Genomic DNA, 14,316 nt, shown 5'->3' with positions numbered 1-14,316 from the left:
CGTGTTTTTCTGCGGTCATGGCGCGATTCCTCGACAGGCTGGGACGTCTCTGCGCGCGCAGGCGCTGGGCCGTGTTCGGGATCTGGGCCGTGCTGATCGCCGGCACGGGCGTCCTGGGGGTCGTCCAGGGCGGGATCTTCGTCCAGCAGAGCACCCTGCCGGGCACCGAGACCCAGCGCGCGATCGACACCATGCGCGCGGACTTCCCCGCGATCTCCGGCCCCACCGCCACGGTCGTCTTCCACTCCACCCCGGAGTCGAGCCCCGGGGACTGGCGGGTGGCGCTCGTCGTCGGCGAGTCCATCGAGAACATCACCAAGCTCGATCGCGTCGCCTTCGCCGAGAACCCGTACGTCACGGGCATGGGCGGGATGAAGAGCCACGACGCGGTGGCGATCCGGGTGAACTTCACCGGCGACATGGGCGATGTCAGCCACGCCGACCTCGACGCGCTGGACGAGGCGGTGGAGCCGGCCCGGATGGCGGGGCTGGACGTCAAGTTCGGCGGCATCACCGCGATGCTCCTCAACCAGCCCAAGGGCGGCCCGCAGGAGGGCGCCGGCATCATGCTGGCGATGGTCGTCCTGCTGCTGGCCTTCGGCTCCTACCTGGCGGCGGGCGTGCCGATCCTGATCTCGCTGTGCGGGATGGTGGTCGCCTACTCGGTGATCCATCTCGCCGCCGGGCTGTTCGAGGTGCATCCGATCTCGCCGATGGTCGCCGCGATGCTCGGGATCGGCGCCGGGATCGACTACGCGCTGTTCATCGTCACCCGCTACCGCCAGCAGCTCGCCGCGGGCGACGACGTGGAGACCGCGGTGGGCCGCGCGATGGCGCACGCGGGGCACGCGGTGGTGTTCGCGGGCGGGACGGTCGTCTTCGCCATCTGCGGGCTCTTCCTGTCCGGCATCACGTTCATCGGCCGGATCGGGCTGGCGTCGGCGGTCGCGGTCGGCCTCATGGTGCTGGCCGCGCTGACGCTGCTGCCCGCGGTCCTGGCCGCCATCGGCACCCGCATCGACCGCTACCGGCTGCCCCGGGTGCGTCCGGACCGCTCCTCGCAGCGGTGGGAGCGCTGGGGCCGGCATGTGGACCGGCGGGCCTGGCCGTACGCGATCGTCGCCACCCTGCTCCTGCTGGTGATGGCGATCCCGACCCTCAGCATGAGGTTCGGGGTGATGGCCGACAGCACCTCCTCGCCGCAGATGGCGGCCCGGCAGGCCTACGACGTCGTGGCGAAGGAGTTCGGCGCCGGGCACTACAGCCCGTTCGTGGTCGTCGCCAAGGTCCCGGGGCAGGCGGAGCGCGTCAAGCCGCCGACCCTGCCCAAGGAGAAGGACGAGAAGAGGAAGGAGGAGCCCGCCGACCCCGGGCTGACCGGACTGTCCGGCATCACCGGGCCCGCCTCGCCCACCCCGAGCCCGAGCGCCCCGCCCGGGGGGACGACCCCGCAGGTCAAGGGCGCGCCCGACCTCACCAAGAAACCCGACCGGCGGGCCGTCCTGCTCGCCCAGGACCTCAAGCGCCGGGTGTCGGAGGTGCCGGGCGTGGCGTTCGTCGCCGAGCCCGTCATCACCGGGACGACCGCGACCGTGCAGGTCATCCCGTCCGGGGCGCCGCACGACAAGGCGACCGGCGACCTGGTGCACCGCCTGCGGGGCGTGGAGCTCCCGGCGGCCAAGGCGGCCTATCCGGGCGCGGCCGTCTACCTCGGCGGCGAGAACCCGGCGATCATCGACATGGCCGACATGGTCGGCGGCCGCATGCTGACCGTGGTGGTCGCGGTCGTCAGCGTGGCGCTGGTGCTCCTGGTCATCGCCTTCCGGTCGATCCTGGTGCCGATCAAGGCGGCGCTGATGAACCTGCTGTCGATCGGCGCCTCGTTCGGCGTGGTGACGGCCGTGTTCCAGTGGGGCTGGGGCATCCAGCTGCTCGGGGTGGACCAGGCCACGCCGATCATGTCGTTCGTCCCGCTGTTCATGTTCGCGCTGATCTTCGGCCTGTCCATGGACTACGAGGTGTTCCTGCTGTCGCGGATCCGGGAGGAGTACGACCGCAGCGGCGATCCGCACGGCAGCGTGGTCACCGGCATCGCCGCCACCGCGCGGCTCATCACCTCCGCCGCGCTGATCATGATCTTCGTGTTCCTGAGCTTCATGCCCCAGCCCGACCCGACGGTGAAGATGATGTCGCTCGGCCTGTCGGTCGCGGTGGCGGTGGACGCCACGATCGTCCGGCTGGTCCTCGTCCCGGCCCTGATGAGCCTGCTCGGCCACGCCAACTGGTGGTTCCCCGGCCGGAGGAAGCGCACCGAGGAGCCGCGGCCTCCCGCGGTCCCCTCGCGGTACGCGTGGACGGCGCGCCGCAACGGCGACGGCCGCGGGGCCGACGGGCCCGTCTTCGCCTTCCGGGACGCGGGGCCGGTCGCCCTCCGCCGGGCCAGGGTCCCGGTGGGCGCCACGGCCCCCGAAAGGGATGCGGAGCCCGGCGATTGAGCGTCGATTTCCTGCACGTCCGGCCTGGTGGGGGGACCGCAAGGAGGGGCCGATCACGCGGTGGGGTGCCGCCGGGTGAGGCGGGGGCGATAACGTTCGAGGGCCCGGCGCCGACCGAGGGCGGTGGCGACCGGGGGAGGAGGAGCCCGATGCGGCACGGTGACGAGCTTTCCCGTATGCGTCACCCGTCCGATGACGAGGCTCTGACGCCCGTGCGCCTGGCCCCGGCCGGGACGCGGGCCGTCGCGGTGGCCGAGTCGCGTATCGGGTTTCCGACGGAGGGCGGACCCACCGTCCTGCGCATCCTGCTCGGCGCGCAGCTGCGCCGGTTACGCGAGGCGCGCGGGATCTCCACCGAGGACGCCGGATACGAGATCCGCGGCTCGCACTCCAAGATCAGCCGGATGGAGCTGGGCCGGGTCGGCTTCAAGGAGCGGGACGTCGCCGACCTGCTGACCTTCTACGGCGTCGAGGACACCGAAGAGCGCGACCTGCTGCTGCGACTGGCGCGGGAGGCCAACTCGCCCGGCTGGTGGCACCGCTACGGCGACGTACTGCCCGACTGGTTCGAGACCTACGTGGGCCTGGAGGGCGCCGCCGCGCTGATGCGCACCTACGAGGTGCAGTTCGTCCCCGGGCTCATGCAGACCGAGGAGTACGCCGCCGCCGTCGTCCGGCTCGGCTACCCGGACGCCCCCGAGGAGGAGGTCGGGCGCCGGGTGGGGTTGAAGATGACCCGGCAGGAACGCTTCAACGACTCGTCCGGCCAGATGCTGTGGGCGGTGCTGGACGAGGCGGTGCTGCGCCGCCCGCTGGGCGGCCGCGAGGTGATGCGCGGGCAGATCCGGCACCTGATCGACATGGCGGGCCGGCCCAACGTCACCCTGCAGGTCGTGCCGTTCGGGGCCGTCGACAACGCCGCGGCGGGCCGCCCGTTCACCATCCTGCGGTTCGCCGAGCCCAGCATGTCGGACGTGGTGTTCATGGAATACCTGACCAGCGCCCTCTACCTGGACAAGCAGCCCGACGTCGACGCCTATCTGCGCGCCATGAACACTCTGTGCATGGCCGCGACCAGTCCCTACGACACGGCCCGTTTCCTGGACGAGGTCCTCCGCGCGACATGATCCCCCCGAAGCCGCGGGGATGCTACGCTCGGCCCAGTAGTTGATATTTCAAGGAGAACAGAGATGCACCTGACTCCCCAGGGGGACCGCTCCGCCGTGAAGCGCCCGGGGAGTGTGGTCGCCGCGGTCGCGCTCAGCGTGCCCGTCACGGTCACCTGGATCGTCGCGGGCATCGCCTGGATCGTGGTCACCCTCGCCGTCGGCATCATCGCGGGCGTCGAACTCGCACTCCTCAACACCAAGACCGCCACGGCCTGGTTCTCCCAGCGGGCCCAGGGCTGAGGAACATCCCGGCCGCGATACCGCTGCCGCTGCCACGCGCCCGGACCGGCGCCGTCGCCGGTCCTGGTCGCGGTGGCGCCGACGCCACCAAGCCCGCGCCCGCATACGCCGCTACCCGCGACAACAGACCCGAGAACGCTGAAGATCGCGACTTGCCACTGGAGTATCAGGGCGCCGGGACGACGATGTCCAGGAGGGGCGGGTACTGCTGGCAGCCGAAGATGTCGCCCTCGCCAGGGCTGCCGCTGGGGGCCGAGCGCGCCAGCGTGAACTTGATCGCGTACGCGGGGTCGAAGGTGACGAAGTCGACGATGCGCTCGTCCGGCACCCTGAACAGCGCCGCCACGGTCTCCCGGGTCACCGCTCCGCTGCGCTTGACGTGCTCGTACACATCGCGGGACGGGAAGATCACGTCGAAGGTGATCCGGTCGGTCCCGGCGTTCTTGCTGCGGATGGTCTTGGCCAGCTCGGCCAGGGTCCGGGTGGGCATGCTCGCTCCTGCGCTCTCGAGTGGGCCGGTCACCGCGCCGTCCCGTCGACGTCCACGATCTTCAGTGTGAACAGTTCCATCGGGTCGCCCACCGGCACCGTGTGGTTGATGGACCAGGCGTAGGCGGGGCTGGCGGGCAGTACCTCGTCGACCACGAAGGCCGCGGTGCCCGCGGTGCCCTTCACCTCGGGCAGCCGGGCGTAGAAGATCTGCCGGGTGCCCATCAGGGTGACGCTCTCGGCCAGTTCCCTGGTCGGGGCGATCCCCTCGACCAGCACGCACAGCTCGTGGGACGTGATCTCGGTGACCGGTTCCAGGTCGCCCATGACGCCGTTCTTCCCGTACACCCGGAAGTTGAGGCGGTAGTCGATCCCGCCGAACTGCGCGGCGACCTCGCCGCGCACCAGGTCCAGCACCGTGTCGATGTTGGAGATCGTGTAGGGGTCGCGGATTCCGGCGACGCCGATGAACTTCTCGCCCATCCAGGCCGAACCCTCGATCTTGACCTTGACGTCGCCGTCGACCGGGACGTACCGCTGGCCGGTGATTCGGGTGGTCCTCTCGTCGTACTGCTCGTAGCGGCAGTCCGACATGTCGAGCCTGCCCCCGGCGAAGTACTCGTCGTGGGGGTTGGAGCGCTCGTACATCGCGTGCCCGGCCACGCTGGCGACCGTGCAGCGCTGGTGCGGCGCCATCGCGGTCACCTTGACGTCCTCGTGGGTGATGGTGCCGATCACGCTCTCCTTGGCGCCGTACGGCTCGGCGCAGAACGAGGCGCACTCCAGGACCTTGCCGAGGTAGTAGGCGTGCTCGGGCGGGAAGCCCTCGTGGATCGCCGGCGCGGCGAACACCGCGCAGTCGCTGGACCGCCCGCCGATGATGACGTCCGCGCCACCCCGCAGTGCCTCCAGGAACGGGTGGACCCCGGCGACGGCCACCGCCCGGGTGGTGCCTTCCAGATCTTCGGCGGTCAGGTCGGAGCGCCCGTCCAGGCCCTCGAAGACCACGCCGCGGTCCATCCGGGAACGCAGGTCGCCGGTGCCCACCTCGGAGTAGAAGTAGGCCAGCTTGAACGGCGGAAGCCGGTGTTCGGCGGCGAGGTCCCTGATGATCTGCACGAACATGTCGACGCGGCTGTCGGTCCCGCAGTCGCCCGCCGAGCCGACGAGCATGGGGACGCCCTGCTCGCGCGCCGCCAGCAGCATCAACTCCAGGTCGTGCTTCTGCCACTCGTACATGCTCACCGAGCGGTCGGAGCCGAGCGCCGCGGGGCCGATGTCGTCGCTGCCGGAGTCGCAGCAGTAGTAGTCGGGCCGGGTCGCGGCCGCGATGCGGAAGCTTTCCTCCTTGGTCGGCGCGAAGCCGAGGTGCCCGTTGGGGCTGACGATGCGGAGTTCCGACAGCATGTAATACCTCATCTCTAGTGGTTATAACCACCAGAGCCAGCGTGGCATCACGTCCGCTCCGGTGTCAACGTGCGGGAGTACGCCCAGCTCAGGGCGGGGGCGGTGCGGGACGGTCAGGAGAAGGCGGGCAGGCTCCGGTCGACGGCGAACCGGTACCGGTCACCCCGGTAGCAGGCGATCCGGTACTCGACCGGCCGACCGGCGCTGGAGATGACCGAGGTGACCTGGAGGATCGGCCATCCTTCGGGAATCGACAGCAGTCCGGCCAGGCGCCGGTCGGCCACGATCGCCTCGAACGCCTGCTCCAGCCGGTCGGGCCTGGTGCCGGCCTGGTCGCGGTAGAGGTCCAGCGTGGAGAACGGCGTGCCCGCCTCGTGGGCCCGCCTGGCCGCCGCGGTCATCTCCTCGCCGACGTCCGGCGGGAAGTAGCTGTCGTAGAACACGATGGGCTCGTCGTCGCCGCGGCCGATCAGCTGCAGGTTGGTCACCGGCGCGGCGGGGTCCAGGCGCAGCACGCTCGACTGCGCGAGGTCGCTGACGGTGACGGTCGCGGCGTGCACCGAGGTGGACGCCACCAGGCCGCGCTGGGCCAGCGTCTGCTCGAAGCTGTGCAGGCGGTCCAGCGCCTGCTCCATCGGCGCGCGGGCGGCGAAGGTTCCCACGCCGTGGACGCGGTGCAGCAGCCCTTCCCGCTCGCCGATCTCGATGGCCCGGCGGACCGTGATCCGGCTGACCGCGAACAGGGTGCACAGCTCCCGCTCGGAGGGGAGCTGCCCGCCGGGCGGCCATTCCCCCGTCCGGATCTTCTCCCGGAAATCCGCCACCAGCTGCGCGTACAGCGGACGCCCGCTGCCCCTGTCCAACCGCCGCTCCCTTGCCCGCTCGGCCGGTCGTGCCGGTCGGCCGAGGTTCGTACCACACCATGACCTGCGCGATCCAAGGATGCCATCGATCCCGAGCACCCGCGGTCCGTAGGTACACAGGAAGACGATTGCGGTCGACAAGAAGGGTCTTTTGTTGCTGCCCAGTGCCGTGCTACGGTCCCCCCGTCATTAGGACATAACCAGTATTACCACTGGTACCTTCGATGTTCCGTGGGAGGCGCGTTGTTCGGGTTGCCCGATGCGCTGATGCTGCTGATCGCCCTGATCGCCTTCATCGGCGTCATGTTCCTCGTCTTCAAGCGGCCGATGTACGAGAACATGGCCCTCGGGCTGGTGCTTCTCGTGGCGCTCTCCGGCCAGTGGGGACGGCTCTGGGAGTACCTGGTCCACCCGGCGCAGGACAGCCTGTTCTACGTCATCTTCACGTTCCTGGTCGTGGCCGTGGTCTTCGACGCCACCGACGTCGTGGGCCGGATCGTGAAGATCATGCTCGCCGCGATCGGGCGCTTCCGCGGCGGCTCCGGCTATGTCGCCACGCTGGCCAGCGCGTTCATGGCCTCCCTGTCGGGCAGCGGCCCCGGCAACGCCGCGGCCGTGGGCGCCTTCACGATCCCCATGATGAAGCGCGCCGGATTCAAGCCGCACATGGCCGCCTCCATCGAGATGTCGGCCAGCATGCTCGGCAACATCATCCCCCCGGCCGGCATCATCTTCCTCTCCTACGGCGTCTTCGACCGGCTGTACCCGGGCGAGATCAGCATGAGCGGTTGGACGCTGGGCGCCGCCACCATCGGCCTGTGGTTCCTCCTCCAGAAGCTCGTGGTGCTGTTCGTGATCTGCCGGGTCACCCGGGTCGCCCCGGTCCCGGTCGAGGAACGGCCCCGGTTCGCCGACGCCTGGCGGGAAGGCTGGCCCGCCCTGATCCTGCCGGTGCTGATCTTCATCCCGCTGGTCGTGGACTTTCTGGCCGAGGACCAGCTGGCCGCCAGGCTCGGCGCCGACGGGGCGGAGAACTTCTCCTCCGCCGTCCTGATGTTCACCCCTGGCATCGCCGCGGCCTACGCCCTGCTCATCGGCCGCGCGTCCCTGCCGGGCGGACGGCTGCGCCCCGGCCCGGTGCTGGAGATCTTCCGCGGCTCGCTGCGCAAGGTCGTGCCGGTCGCCGCCACGGTCTTCTTCGCCTACAGCATCTCCGAGGCGTTCGCCGGCCTGGACGCGGAGGCGGAGATCGAGCGCTGGTTCACCGGCCTCGACCTCGATCTGACCCTGCTGGTGGTGGTCCTCCCGCTGGCCTTCGGCGTCCTGGGCATGGTCCTGCCGGGCACCGCGCAGGTGGCGATCCTCGGCGGGTCCATGGTGACCGCCTTCGCCGCCGCGGGCGCCGACCCCCTGCTGCCCGCACTGATGCTGCCCGCACTGACCGGGGCGCTGGAGGGCATGACCCCGCCCCTGGCCCTGGGCCTGTTCGTCACGATGGGCATCGCCGGCTCGGAGTTCGGCAAGACCGCCAAGGTCGCGCTGATCTGGATCGGCGCCCATCTGCTGATGTCCATGATCCTGCTGGCCGGGCTACTCCCGGTCGCCGGACTCTGATCAGGAGCGACCGTGAAGAAGACCCTCACCATCTGCTACGGAGCGCTGGCGTTCGTGGCCACCCTGCTCGCGGCCGTCCTGGCCGTGGTCTTCCTTGCCGCGCTCGCCGTCGGCGGCTCCGCGGGCGCCGCGCTGAGCGACCTGGGAGCCACGATCGCCGACTGGAGCATCCTCGTCGCGGCGTTCGCGGTGCTCCTCGGCCTGATCAGCATCTACGTCTCCGGCGAGCACGCACTCACCACCCGGGGTGACCGCCGCGAGCCCGAACCGGACGACCCGTCCACCACCTGACCGCTGACCGGCGAGTCCGTCCTGCGATTCACTTCCGAACAGCGCCTCGACGACGGTGTCCTCGAGCGCGAATTCACCCTCGGCGATATCCCCGGCATCCTGTGGACGCCCGGATTCGCGTCCGCGCCGGCCCCGCTGATCCTGCTCGGCCACCCCGGCGGAGGGCTACGCCGCGGCCACCATCGAGCTCCCCGGGTGCGGTGACCGGCCCCGTTCCGCCGCCGCCGAGGAGGCCCGCGCCGAGCGGTGGAGGCCGGCACCTGAAGTGAGGCGGGGCCGTCAGGCCGACAGCAGGCCGCAGGATCACCCCCAGCCGTACTTGCCCGGGTACTCGCCCACGTGGGGGACGTCCCAGTCCCAGCCTTTCCAAGGCGAGTACTCCGAATAGTCCGAGGGGACGCGCTCCACCATGACGGGGACGGGGGTCAGCGGGCCGCCTCCACGGGGGCGCGCGGCGGCGCACATGGCGAATATGTCGAGATCGACGATGTGGTCGATCGAGTTGGGGGCGGGGACGCCGTGCGTTTGGCTGATGGTGGCCTTCAGCCCGCCGCCGGACGCCCGTGCGAACTTCCAGCCGCCGTTGTTCCAGCCGACGTTCCACACGGAGGTCATGTCGCCCTTGGGAAGCGTCCACAGCGGCCAGGCGAAGACCTCCACGCCGTCGACACGGAACCAGCCGGAGGGCAGGCCGTGGGGCAGATCAGGGCTGCCGTACTGCGGATAGCCGAAGTTCTGCACGGCCAGCGTGGCCAGCCAGGTGGCACCGGGAACGGCCATGCTCCCACCGGGCCCGCGCAGCCCGGGGTCGGTGGAGTAGGACGCGCGGTGGTCGAGCAGCCATCCCTCCGAGCCCTCGACGCGTCGCCAGCCGGTCAGCGCTTCGGTGAGCGCCGCTCGGGATCCCGCCGCACCTCCAGCATCGGGTAGTACCAGAAGCTCCCGATGGTCTGCCGGCCTCGGACGGCGATGAGCGGGTTCACCAGGCAGTGGCCGGCCGCGTCGGTGTCCTGGTCGGTGATCGTTGCGGCCAGCCAGGATCCGCCCATGCCGCGGGACAGTTTCCGGTAGCCGGCGGGCGTGACCCGCAGCGGGTCCGGCGCCCCGCGCCGCCTGGTATCGGGAACCCGCGGGTGTGCGGCAGCGCCTGCCCCTCACCGATACCCCGCAGCCGCTCCACCAGTATCGCGACCAGGTCGGCGACACTCGCGGGCCGGTGGCAGTGCAGGATCGCGTGCCTGTCGTCCGGGTCCCAGCTCAGATAGCAGGTCTCCATCAGCTGCGTCGTCAGGCCGATGGTGGCGAGGAACCCCAGCGGCTCGTCGCCGACCAGGCCGGGAAGGTCGATCCGGTGCAGATCGGTCAGCCTGCCACCTCCACGGCGCCCGTCCCGACAAAGCCCGACCGCATTTTATTCTCCCGAAGCCCTGCGCGGCCTCATGATCCTCGGTGAGAAGGTCGCGGTGCTGCGTGCGGTCCCGCAGAGGCCACCGGGTCGGGTGCTGGCCCGACCAGGACCTGATCCCCGGAGCAGGCGATCGGGGCGTGGTCCGACGGAGAGATCCGTGTCTTGTGATCTACGAAACTCTGCAGTGACCGGAGTAGATTTTCCGTCCGGGATTGGGTAGTGTTCCTGTCATCGACGACGAACAAGTCCATGAGATACGGGTAGAGGACGAACTGCCCGAAGCGATGGATGAGCGGACCGGGCGTGCCGGGGCCAACGCAAGGCAAGGGGCTCTGGCAGCCGGTCCGCCCCGCGGCCACCGGGCCGCGGCAGCAAGAAGAACACGCAGTAGCACGAAGTGAAGTCGAGGAAGGGAGGGTTCGGCGCCATCAGGATCGCCCGCAAGCGGCTCCAGTCACGTCGCGCGGGTACCGCAGCTCCACAGATGGGATGGTGGTCTACGGTCACGCAACCGCGATCCCCGCATCCCCGCCCCTCGTTCGGGCGGCTGACGCGGAAGAAGCCCGGCCTCAGGGCCGGATAGATGGTGTTGTACCTCTGGGCCCCGGCGCCGCGGTTCGGCGTCGGGGCCCTCGTTGCTTACCTCGCCCACGGTTCCCAGGCAGTACGGAAGGTTTCGTGAAAGCACCCCAGCCGGAGATGGCCGGCGACCACCCCGCCCCGCAGGGCGACTCAGACGACACTCTCGACGACAAGTTCGACGATGAGGACTACCCGGCCTACAGCATGGGCCGCGCCGCCGACATGCTCGGGGTCACTCCGGCGTTCCTGCGCAGCCTGGACGCCAACAAGCTGATCGTCCCGCAACGCTCCACCGGCGGGCACCGCCGCTACTCGCGCTACCAGCTGCGCCTGGCCCAGCGCGCCCGCGACCTGATCGACCAGGGCACCGCGCTGGAGGCGGCCTGCCGCATCATCATCCTGGAAGACCAGCTCGCCGAGGCACAACGCCTCAACGTCCAACTCCGGCAGGAACGCCCACCCCGGCAGGACCCACCCCGATAGGCCGTCGGCCCTGGCGTAAGTGGGATTGTTGCGGCGCTGCGCCGTCGACTGGGCGGCTTGCACTCAACCTGAGTTGAGTGCAAGCCCGGTGGACCGCCAGAACCCGCCGACATGACAACGCCCCGCTCCGCACTCAACGCGGAACGGGGCGCTCGCGCCTCGCCTCAGAGACTCTTGATGGCCTCGGCGAACCGCCGGAAAGCGTCGTGGGGGATGTGGATGTGGGGGCCGTGGGGGTCTTTGCTGTCGCGGATGGCAATGGTGGTGGGGAGATCGGCGACCTCGATGCAGTCGCCGCCGTTGCCGCCGCTGTAGCTGGACTTGCGCCATGCGATTCGCATCAGCTTCCCCTCTGTCTAGAGGTTCTTGATGGCCTTGGTGAGCTGCTTGAAGGCGTCGTGGGGGATGTGGAGTTGAGGGCCATCGGGGTCCTTGCTGTCGCGGACTCCGATGGCGGTGGGGAGGTCGGCGACCTCGATGCAGTCGCCGCCATTTGCGGCGCTGTAGCTGGACTTACGCCACCGGTACTGTGTCAGCTCCATTTTTCCTCCGCGGTCCTACGAATTAGATCGATCGACTGGTTCAGAGGCAGTGCCAGCGAGCGAAGTTGCAGGAGTGTTCTCGACATGGCTGCGAGATCCTCGGGTTCGCTCATGGTGAGCCCGCGAGCGGACGTCTCCACGTACGCCACCTCCGTACGATCCTCCAGCGTAGCGATTTTGAATGCTCCGGCTGTACCGAGATGTCCGGTGGCGGGGACGACCTGCACTGTGAGGAAGGGGCCGATGCGGCTGACCAGGTATTCGAGCTGGTCACGCATGACCTCTGGTCCGCCGATATCCCGATGGAGGACGTTCTCGTCGAGAAGCACCGCCAGTGAGGGGGGCGCTGGCTGCTCTCGCGTGAGGATGCTCTGACGCTTGATCCGCGCTTCCGCCGCTTCCTTGTCGCCAGACAGAAGCGCCGAGGCGTAGGCCGGGGTCTGTAGTAGTCCGTCAATGACCATCGCCTGGAACGAGTCCAGGTGGACGGCCTCGTTCTCGACGGGGGGCCAGTCGAACCAGATGGGGAAGGCGGCGTCGGTGACGAGGTCGTCCCAGAGTTCGATGAGCTCGCCCTTGGCGTTGAGTTCGTGGTCCATGGTTTCGGCGAACTCCCGCGTGCAGCGGGTCTTGCCCGCCTCGACCTGTGAGATGTACTGGCCGGTGACCCCCTTCCCTGGATTGGCCCTTACGCCCAGGCGTTCCTGAGAGAGGCCGGCCGCTTCGCGGAACCGCTTGAACCGCCGTCCGAAGGCACGAAGGGCCGGTGACACATTGGCGCGCTTCTGTCGAGGGGCCACGGGTTCATCATCTCCCAACTGCTCGAAAGTGGCCAGCAAACCGGGCGTGATGATCGCCCGAGGTTTGTCACCACTACCTCCACTTACTACGGAGTGTAAGACTCTCGTCACTTAAATGTCAGCCATATCACTGGAACGAGGCACGCCTCAGGGGACATTCACCATGATCGACATTCGCAACGTCGCGACCGGGCCCGAGATCCAAGATCGGAATGCGCCCGTGCTCATCCTCGAATCCACCGACCGGGCGCCGTCCCAGGCACGCGGATTCACTGCCAGGATCTTCACGGAATGGGGCATTCACGACCATTACCTGGCGCGCCTGGTGGTCTCGGAACTGATCACCAACGCCCACCTGCACGGTGCGGGCGCGATCATCCTCCGGCTCTCGATCGGGGCCGACGGACGTCCGCTGATCGAGGTCTACGACGCGGGAGATCGGCTCCCCGACGTCCTGCCGGAGAACCACGCGGCCACGGGCGGACGGGGCCTGCCGACGGTCGCGGACGTCACGGCCGCCTGGGGCGTGCGTCCCGTCGAGGGCGGCGGCAAGGTCGTCTGGGCCAGAATCAAGGGCTGACGTCGTCGCTTTCCCGCTTCACGTGATCGGCTTGTCGTGCGAGGGTCTGTTTATGGTTGCCCCCAAAGGCCATGGCCGTCCGCTGGCTCTGTACTGGTTCGCGGTCATCTCGATGCTGATATGGGCGGCCATCGGCCTCGGGGCGGCTGTCCGCGACTCCAAGGCGACCGCACGTTTCAACGACGGTGAGGGGCGCGAAGGCGTTTTCATCGCCGCCTACCTGCATTGCTCGCGGGGTTCGCAATGTTCGTGGTACGGATCCTTCATCGCCGACCGGAGCGGCATCGTCGAGCTGCAAGGCGTCGAGCTCCGGGGGGTCGACGACGGCTCTATCGAGCGCGGCACACAGGTCGCAGCGCTGGACGTCGATTCCCGCGACTTCGTGTACGCGGTGGGCGGCTCCGCGGACAACGGAACCCTGGTCGGGGCCTCGATGCTCACCTTGCTGCTCGGCGTACCGGGGGCCGTGCTCCTGCCCATCGTGATACGGCAAACTCCATGGTCCCGGTTACCGCGCTTCATCGATCTCGCGCGGTCGGGACGTGCCGCGGTCGCCCGTCTCGTCACCCGGGATCGCTGGGGCCCGCTGGCGCGACCGGGATCGCCGACGATGGTGCCCATGGCCCGGTCGCGGACCAAGACCCTCCTGTGGCTCGCCGCCGTGCCGCTTGTGGCTCTGCTCACGTGGGCGTCGCCTCAGATCGCGCTGGAGATACTCGCGTTCGACCCCCACCCCGAGGAGGTGGTGGCCGGCCTGTGGATGCTGATCTCCGTGGCTCCCCTCCTGGCCCTCGTGGCGGTGCAGATCCTGAGGATGGCTTTCGTGCGGCCGCGCGTCTGGCTGTCCGAGGACGACTTCCTGATCTGGGACAGTGTGCTGCTCTGGAAGGTCGCGCGGATCCGGCGGGCGGACATCGCCGGAGTGCACCCGATCCCGAGGGCGCGTGAGCGCCCGGAATCCGGCGGCGCCGACCTCAGCCCGTTCCGCGAACGCCTCAACCTCAGCGTGCTCTTTCGCGAGGACATCGTCCTGCCGGGAAGGCGTCTGCGGTGGGGCAACTGGATCTGGAGGCTCGGGGCGGACAGGCAGCTCACCGGCCCTCCCTGGATCCCTCGGCGCGGCGAGCCGTATCGCGGGATCGCTCTCCGGGTCAGAGATCCGGAGGAGGTCGCCGCCGGGCTGAACCGTTGGCTGGCCCAAGGCCATGCTGGTCTCGGGGCGGTTGACTGATCTTTTGGGGTGGTGGGTGTTCTGGCAGCGTCGCGGTGCACCCGGCAAGGAGACCGCCGAGGGCATGGAGGCGTGGAACATCTGGGACGACCTTGGCGACACCCCACGGACGCCTGGCGGCG

At 69.4% G+C, this 14,316-nt stretch carries 16 protein-coding genes; 8 read left to right on the top strand and 8 right to left on the bottom strand.

Annotated features, from left to right (window positions below; genetic code table 11):
- Positions 1 to 17: 17 nt before the first annotated feature.
- The 3 genes from ACFPZN_RS10050 (at position 18) to ACFPZN_RS10040 (ending at position 3,904) form a co-directional block, all read left to right on the top strand.
- On the top strand, positions 18 to 2,495 hold the full coding sequence (locus ACFPZN_RS10050) for an MMPL family transporter (RefSeq protein ID WP_378281566.1): 2,478 nt from the start codon (positions 18 to 20) through the stop codon (positions 2,493 to 2,495).
- A gap of 176 nt (positions 2,496 to 2,671) precedes the next feature.
- On the top strand, positions 2,672 to 3,622 hold the full coding sequence (locus ACFPZN_RS10045) for a helix-turn-helix domain-containing protein (RefSeq protein ID WP_378281565.1): 951 nt from the start codon (positions 2,672 to 2,674) through the stop codon (positions 3,620 to 3,622).
- A gap of 63 nt (positions 3,623 to 3,685) precedes the next feature.
- The gene (locus ACFPZN_RS10040; protein ID WP_378281564.1) at positions 3,686 to 3,904 is read left to right on the top strand and encodes a hypothetical protein; all 219 of its coding nucleotides are present in this window, start codon (positions 3,686 to 3,688) and stop codon (positions 3,902 to 3,904) included.
- A 166-nt stretch (positions 3,905 to 4,070) separates the two neighbouring features.
- On the opposite strand, the gene ACFPZN_RS10035 is transcribed toward ACFPZN_RS10040, so the two are convergent.
- The 3 genes from ACFPZN_RS10035 to ACFPZN_RS10025 form a co-directional block, all read right to left on the bottom strand.
- Positions 4,071 to 4,394 carry a DUF4387 domain-containing protein gene (locus tag ACFPZN_RS10035; RefSeq protein WP_378281563.1) on the bottom strand — a complete coding sequence of 108 codons (324 nt, stop codon included), beginning with the start codon at positions 4,392 to 4,394 and terminating at the stop codon, positions 4,071 to 4,073.
- Between the two features lie 29 nt (positions 4,395 to 4,423).
- Entirely contained in the window at positions 4,424 to 5,812 is a 1,389-nt protein-coding gene (locus ACFPZN_RS10030; protein WP_378281562.1) for an acyclic terpene utilization AtuA family protein, read from the bottom strand.
- Positions 5,813 to 5,913: 101 nt separating this feature from the next.
- On the bottom strand, positions 5,914 to 6,663 hold the full coding sequence (locus tag ACFPZN_RS10025; RefSeq protein ID WP_378281561.1) for a GntR family transcriptional regulator: 750 nt from the start codon (positions 6,661 to 6,663) through the stop codon (positions 5,914 to 5,916).
- 231 nt (positions 6,664 to 6,894) lie between these two features.
- Between ACFPZN_RS10025 and ACFPZN_RS10020 the strand changes: the two genes are divergently transcribed.
- Positions 6,895 to 8,277, top strand: coding sequence for a TRAP transporter large permease subunit (locus ACFPZN_RS10020; RefSeq protein WP_378281560.1), 1,383 nt, complete (start codon positions 6,895 to 6,897; stop codon positions 8,275 to 8,277).
- Between the two features lie 12 nt (positions 8,278 to 8,289).
- The gene (locus ACFPZN_RS10015; protein ID WP_378281559.1) at positions 8,290 to 8,568 is read left to right on the top strand and encodes a hypothetical protein; all 279 of its coding nucleotides are present in this window, start codon (positions 8,290 to 8,292) and stop codon (positions 8,566 to 8,568) included.
- A gap of 303 nt (positions 8,569 to 8,871) precedes the next feature.
- Here the strand turns inward: ACFPZN_RS10015 and ACFPZN_RS10010 are convergent, their stop codons facing one another.
- Together ACFPZN_RS10010 and ACFPZN_RS10005 are read right to left on the bottom strand one after the other, a co-directional pair.
- A complete protein-coding gene (locus ACFPZN_RS10010) occupies positions 8,872 to 9,348 on the bottom strand; it encodes a hypothetical protein (protein WP_378281558.1) in 477 nt (158 codons plus the stop codon).
- Positions 9,349 to 9,443: 95 nt separating this feature from the next.
- Positions 9,444 to 9,617, bottom strand: a complete 174-nt coding sequence (locus ACFPZN_RS10005; protein WP_378281557.1) for a hypothetical protein — start codon at positions 9,615 to 9,617, stop codon at positions 9,444 to 9,446.
- A 1,058-nt stretch (positions 9,618 to 10,675) separates the two neighbouring features.
- Here ACFPZN_RS10005 and ACFPZN_RS10000 point away from each other — a divergent pair.
- The gene (locus tag ACFPZN_RS10000; protein WP_378281684.1) at positions 10,676 to 11,041 is read left to right on the top strand and encodes a MerR family transcriptional regulator; all 366 of its coding nucleotides are present in this window, start codon (positions 10,676 to 10,678) and stop codon (positions 11,039 to 11,041) included.
- A 164-nt stretch (positions 11,042 to 11,205) separates the two neighbouring features.
- Here the strand turns inward: ACFPZN_RS10000 and ACFPZN_RS09995 are convergent, their stop codons facing one another.
- From ACFPZN_RS09995 to ACFPZN_RS09985, 3 genes are read right to left on the bottom strand one after another with little or no spacing between them, the layout of a single operon-like run.
- On the bottom strand, positions 11,206 to 11,382 hold the full coding sequence (locus ACFPZN_RS09995; RefSeq protein ID WP_378281556.1) for a DUF397 domain-containing protein: 177 nt from the start codon (positions 11,380 to 11,382) through the stop codon (positions 11,206 to 11,208).
- A gap of 15 nt (positions 11,383 to 11,397) precedes the next feature.
- Positions 11,398 to 11,583 carry a DUF397 domain-containing protein gene (locus ACFPZN_RS09990; RefSeq protein WP_378281555.1) on the bottom strand — a complete coding sequence of 62 codons (186 nt, stop codon included), beginning with the start codon at positions 11,581 to 11,583 and terminating at the stop codon, positions 11,398 to 11,400.
- The gene (locus tag ACFPZN_RS09985; RefSeq protein ID WP_378281554.1) at positions 11,574 to 12,422 is read right to left on the bottom strand and encodes a helix-turn-helix domain-containing protein; all 849 of its coding nucleotides are present in this window, start codon (positions 12,420 to 12,422) and stop codon (positions 11,574 to 11,576) included. The genes ACFPZN_RS09990 and ACFPZN_RS09985 overlap by 10 nt, the downstream gene beginning before the upstream one ends.
- Positions 12,423 to 12,546: 124 nt before the next feature.
- On the opposite strand from ACFPZN_RS09985, the gene ACFPZN_RS09980 reads away from it, so the two are divergent.
- Together ACFPZN_RS09980 and ACFPZN_RS09975 are read left to right on the top strand one after the other, a co-directional pair.
- On the top strand, positions 12,547 to 12,963 hold the full coding sequence (locus tag ACFPZN_RS09980; protein ID WP_378281553.1) for an ATP-binding protein: 417 nt from the start codon (positions 12,547 to 12,549) through the stop codon (positions 12,961 to 12,963).
- Positions 12,964 to 12,985: 22 nt separating this feature from the next.
- Positions 12,986 to 14,194: a hypothetical protein gene (locus ACFPZN_RS09975; protein WP_378281552.1), complete on the top strand. Its 1,209-nt coding sequence runs from the start codon at positions 12,986 to 12,988 to the stop codon at positions 14,192 to 14,194.
- The last annotated feature ends 122 nt before the right edge of the window (positions 14,195 to 14,316 follow it).

The organism is Actinomadura rugatobispora (genome assembly GCF_042656285.1).
Taxonomy (GTDB): Bacteria; Actinomycetota; Actinomycetes; order Streptosporangiales; family Streptosporangiaceae; genus Spirillospora; species Spirillospora rugatobispora.
The sequence above is the reverse complement of the archived record's forward strand: the minus strand, read 5'-3'. Positions and strand labels throughout refer to the sequence as shown.

Excerpts from the sequence above, each read along its gene's own strand:
- ACFPZN_RS10050 (WP_378281566.1), top strand. The coding sequence starts at position 18 with ATGGCGCGATTCCTCGACAGGCTGGGACGTCTCTGCGCGCGCAGGCGC.
- ACFPZN_RS10045 (WP_378281565.1), top strand. The coding sequence starts at position 2,672 with ATGCGTCACCCGTCCGATGACGAGGCTCTGACGCCCGTGCGCCTGGCC.
- ACFPZN_RS10040 (WP_378281564.1), top strand. The coding sequence starts at position 3,686 with ATGCACCTGACTCCCCAGGGGGACCGCTCCGCCGTGAAGCGCCCGGGG.
- ACFPZN_RS10035 (WP_378281563.1), bottom strand. The coding sequence starts at position 4,394 with ATGCCCACCCGGACCCTGGCCGAGCTGGCCAAGACCATCCGCAGCAAG.
- ACFPZN_RS10030 (WP_378281562.1), bottom strand. The coding sequence starts at position 5,812 with ATGAGGTATTACATGCTGTCGGAACTCCGCATCGTCAGCCCCAACGGG.
- ACFPZN_RS10010 (WP_378281558.1), bottom strand. The coding sequence starts at position 9,348 with ATGGCCGTTCCCGGTGCCACCTGGCTGGCCACGCTGGCCGTGCAGAAC.
- ACFPZN_RS10005 (WP_378281557.1), bottom strand. The coding sequence starts at position 9,617 with ATGGGCGGATCCTGGCTGGCCGCAACGATCACCGACCAGGACACCGAC.
- ACFPZN_RS10000 (WP_378281684.1), top strand. The coding sequence starts at position 10,676 with ATGGCCGGCGACCACCCCGCCCCGCAGGGCGACTCAGACGACACTCTC.
- ACFPZN_RS09995 (WP_378281556.1), bottom strand. The coding sequence starts at position 11,382 with ATGCGAATCGCATGGCGCAAGTCCAGCTACAGCGGCGGCAACGGCGGC.
- ACFPZN_RS09990 (WP_378281555.1), bottom strand. The coding sequence starts at position 11,583 with ATGGAGCTGACACAGTACCGGTGGCGTAAGTCCAGCTACAGCGCCGCA.
- ACFPZN_RS09980 (WP_378281553.1), top strand. The coding sequence starts at position 12,547 with ATGATCGACATTCGCAACGTCGCGACCGGGCCCGAGATCCAAGATCGG.